Below are 4095 nucleotides of genomic sequence, written 5' to 3'. Positions count from 1 at the left end.
CCGGGTCTATAATTTTCTGCAGGACGCATACCGCGCATTCGACGGGATTACGGCGCGGGGTCGGCTCCCGCTCGTGGTGGGCGGCTCGGGAATGTACCTCGACGCGCTGCTTCGCGACTATGGGTTCCCCAAAGGAGGCGGTGAGCTCGCAGCGCGGAGGGCGCGGGAAAAGGCCGCCGCCGGAACCGAGCCGGAAGCACAGCGCGGACGGGAGAAGACGAACGGCGGGCAGTGGTACTCGCGCCCGCGAATCGCACCGCTGATACTGGGCACGATGTTTCCGCGCGGGGAACTGCGGGAGCGCATTGCGGAGCGGCTCCGCGCCCGCTTCCGGCAGGGCATGCTCGCAGAGACGGAGCGGCTACACGAATCGGGCGCGTCGTGGGAACGACTTGAGCGGCTCGGTCTGGAGTACCGCTTTGCCGCGCGGTTCCTGCAGGGCAAAATCGAGAGCCGCGACGAACTGTTCCGCCTGCTGTGCCTCGCCATAGGGCAGTTTGCCAAGCGGCAGGAGACGTGGTTCCGCGGCATAGCGCACAAAGGCTTCAGTATATCGTGGCTCCCGCCGCCCGCCGACGGCTGCGACGGGCGCTTCGAGCGAGCGCTGGAACTGATCTGCCGCGCTTTGCGACTCAGTTAGCCCCGCGCTCGGCAAGCATCTGGACGGTGCCAGCCCACCCTTCGGCAAACCTTCTTGATAAACACCGGTAGGTGCATATCCGTACTACGGGTTTTATGTCGTCCTGCCAGCGGAACGCTCGGTAGTCCCGCTAGCCACTTACCCGTAGTACGGCTATAGGCTTTCGCCCCAGGCAGGTTGCGTTCGGCGGTAGCCGAACGTCCGAGTTCCCTCAAAGAACTCGGCATATAAGGTTTGGTGGGCATGAAGCGGGGCGGTTGATGCGCACCAAGGGAGTCACCCTTCGGCATATTGCTCGTCAGGCAACTGGGCGGAAACTCTCGGCAAGCCTTCTTGATAAACTTGGCAGGTGCTTGCCCATATCCCGCCTCTAGGCAAAGCGGCTCCCGCTCATACGCAGCATATACTATAAAAGACAAATGCAATACCGGCATTCTTTGTTCCCCGCGCTGCACGGAAGTATAGACAAACATGACTATAAAGGCGTATTTATATGCCGTCGGTTTTCAGCATATAGACTTTCGTCTGTCGGTTGGATTGCTCGGCGGGCAACTGGGTGGAAACTCCAGCGAAGCCCGCTCGATAACCGCGGCAGGTGTTTACCCGTAGTATGCATAGAGGCTTTCGCCCTTTGGCATATTGCCCGGTAGCCTTACTGGTGGAAAGTCCCGGCAAGCCTTCTGTAAGCACGGCAAATGCTTATCCGTAGTACGGCTTATGGCTTTCGCCTGTAGCAAAGCCCGCTCGGTAGCCGCGGGAAACGCTTATCCGTAGTATGGCTATAGATTTTCGCCTGCAACAAATCTCTCACGGCAGCCACGGTAAATGCTTACCTATAGACAAACATGTTGGAACGGCGCATCTATAAGGGCACACAAGGAGCGCGACACAAAAATGGACAGACTGCTTTCGGCTTTGGTTCTCGGCGTATACCTCGTGTCCTGCGCGCCGGCGCTGCTGCCGCCCGCGGGATCGGCGGAAGCGGGCGGGCGAACCGACGGCTGGGGAGCCGGGCGCGCTTTGTCCGCGGAACTGGCGGCGGCAAAAGGCGAACTGCCCGACGTGGCGCGCGAGAAGCGCCTTGTGGAAGCGTGGCAGCAGAAAACACTGCGGCAGGACGACGAGCTCAAGCAGGCGCTGCGGGAGCATATCCCCGAAATGATCCGCCGGTACGACGGGCTGCGCCCGGCGCACGGCTTTGAGCCCCAAAACGTGTGGCGAAAGACGCCGCACACCTATGTGTATCAGGTGAGCCGCGGCGACGCCGAAATCACCGAAGGCGAGTATAAGGGGGAGTCCTTTTACGACGTCCGGCAGGTCGGCTTCCTGTTCGACAGCGTGGAAGAACTGACGCGGACGGAAACGGCGTATGTCGGCAAGGCGGAGCTGCTCAAGCCTTTTTTCATGCGGTGCTTCGGCGAAAACGCCATACAGCGGGCGGCGGGCAATTCCGACCCGGACTTTGCGGCGTGCCCGCTGGTCAAGGCTATTCTGGACAGGGGACTGAACCCCGCCGACTATGTCAGCTTTGAGGCGTATTATGACCTCTATCTGTACGAACGGGCGCCGCCGCCGCGCCAGGTCATCGGCGACGAAGATTCGCAGCATTACTACGCGACGGTTACTTTGCGGCAATACAACAAGGAGATAAACAGGGAGCACCCCAAATACCTTAAGCAGTACGAGCTGTATGCCGCCGACACGGAGTCGCTGCTTGGGCCGGGCGAAGCGCGGCTCGACCGCGAATATATCGCGGGGCAGGGAATAGACTTTGAAAGCGCGGACTTTGAGGAGCGGCTCAACGGTTTTTCGGTGCGGAAGAGCGTGTTTGAGAACGTCGGGGACATAGTCGACGGGTACTGGGAGGCGCTGAAGGACGTCCCGCTGTTCCGCCGCGCCTTTGAGCGGGCGGTCGGAAACCTTGCCGCGTACCTCGCCGCGGAGGGCGTCGTCGCCGACGTGAACCTGCCGACCTGTTTTAAGTGCCGCTATACGATACCGGTGTACCGCTGCCGCGCGCCGTACCTTGCCGTCTGCGGCGCGGCGCAGGCGCTCTCTTACGGTTGGGTGCAGGCGCCCGTCGTCGGCGTACAGCTCGACGGCGGCTGCTGGCTCGACGTGCCCCGCATATCGAGCGCGGACAGCAACAGGCTGGGAATCCAGTACGCCTCGTTCGAGACGGGGCGGGGAAACGGGCAGAAGGGGTTTTCCGGCTACGGCTTCGGGGAAGGCGTGTTTCACAAAGAGCGCGACCTGAACGAAGCTGGCCGCCCCGACAGGTTCTCCATGGGCGCGCTCCGGCTCGGAAGCGACTCGTTCGCTTATTTTCGGGAAGGCGTCTTGTTCCCCGAAAACACCGCTCAGCCCCGCAACGCGTTCGCCGAGGCGTACCTGCAGTGCAATTATCCGTACAAGGTGTTCAGCAGGACGGAGCTCAGGGGAATGACGAAGGCGGCGGCGGCGGAAGCGGTGATGAGGCAAACCGGCGGCTCCGTTCCGCGGTACTGGCAGGACCGGTTTCACCATAATTACGACGACCGGAACGCGTATCAGAGGATACTGCTGATTATCGATATTATACTGATCATTGTCACCGTCGCCCTGTATGCCTACCAGATCTATGATCTCTATATGTTCTATCAGGCTATGGAGGCGTTTGAGGTGCTTGAGGCGCCAAGCGAGGCGGAGATCTTCCGCGATATAGTGCTGCGCACCGGAACGAGAGAAGCATGGTCGAATATATCGTCAGGATCAGGATACGGCTACGTAATCTATGTCGGCAACATGGATCGGATTCCGAATGCGAACGCCCTTCTCCACACCGTGAACCAGTACGGGTTTCGATACATAGGAGCATCAGACCCGTCCATACACGAATGGTCTCTCTATCTGGTACCGGACGCGTATTTTGCGGGAAATAACGGGCTCAACCTTTTTCCGCTGCTTATCCTCGGCAATGCGACGGCCAGGGGTGCGGTCGGAGGCTTGGAATTTGCCTTTATTATGCAAATCATAAATGTTCCCCCCATGATAGCGACGCAGCAGGCGATACTGGCGTGGGCGTCGGCTCTGTTTGTGCTGCGGGCTGCAGCCCTGACCGCGGGGTGGATAGGCTTGCGGTACCTTATGGACGCGTCCCGCCCGAAAAGCCCGGCGGCGCTTTCCGCGCGGTAAGCCCGCCGGGGGGCGGAGACCCCGCGGGTCCTGCCGAGCGGGCCAACCGACAGGCGGCACAGGGGGCTTGCCGAGGGGCGAAAGCCACTATGCCGTAGTACGGGTAAGAACCTGCCGCGGCTGCCGAGCGGGCTTTGCCGGAGTTTCCACCGGCGGGCTGCCGAGCGAGCCAACCGACAGGCGGCATAGGGGGCTTGCCGAAACGGAGCGGGAGGGAACGGAAGAGCGTCGTGGAGGGAAAGGGGGTAGAGCGCGGTGGTCGCCGGATGCGTAAAAAAAAA

General features: G+C 61.1%; 2 protein-coding genes and 1 pseudogene. All 3 read left to right on the top strand.

Features of this window, described 5'->3' with window-relative positions; translation table 11 throughout:
* Positions 1 to 640: pseudogene (locus AWU74_RS04135) on the top strand (tRNA (adenosine(37)-N6)-dimethylallyltransferase MiaA); the annotation flags it as partial.
* A 471-nt stretch (positions 641 to 1111) separates the two neighbouring features.
* The gene (locus tag AWU74_RS11535) at positions 1112 to 1249 is read left to right on the top strand and encodes a hypothetical protein (RefSeq protein ID WP_162481892.1); all 138 of its coding nucleotides are present in this window, start codon (positions 1112 to 1114) and stop codon (positions 1247 to 1249) included.
* Positions 1250 to 1534: 285 nt separating this feature from the next.
* A complete protein-coding gene (locus AWU74_RS04130; protein WP_062327930.1) occupies positions 1535 to 3814 on the top strand; it encodes a hypothetical protein in 2280 nt (759 codons plus the stop codon).
* Positions 3815 to 4095: the final 281 nt, after the last annotated feature.

The organism is Treponema endosymbiont of Eucomonympha sp., from assembly GCF_001028545.1.
The sequence above is the reverse complement of the archived record's forward strand: the minus strand, read 5'-3'. Positions and strand labels throughout refer to the sequence as shown.

Excerpts from the sequence above, each read along its gene's own strand:
- AWU74_RS04130 (WP_062327930.1), top strand. The coding sequence starts at position 1,535 with ATGGACAGACTGCTTTCGGCTTTGGTTCTCGGCGTATACCTCGTGTCC.
- AWU74_RS11535 (WP_162481892.1), top strand. The coding sequence starts at position 1,112 with ATGACTATAAAGGCGTATTTATATGCCGTCGGTTTTCAGCATATAGAC.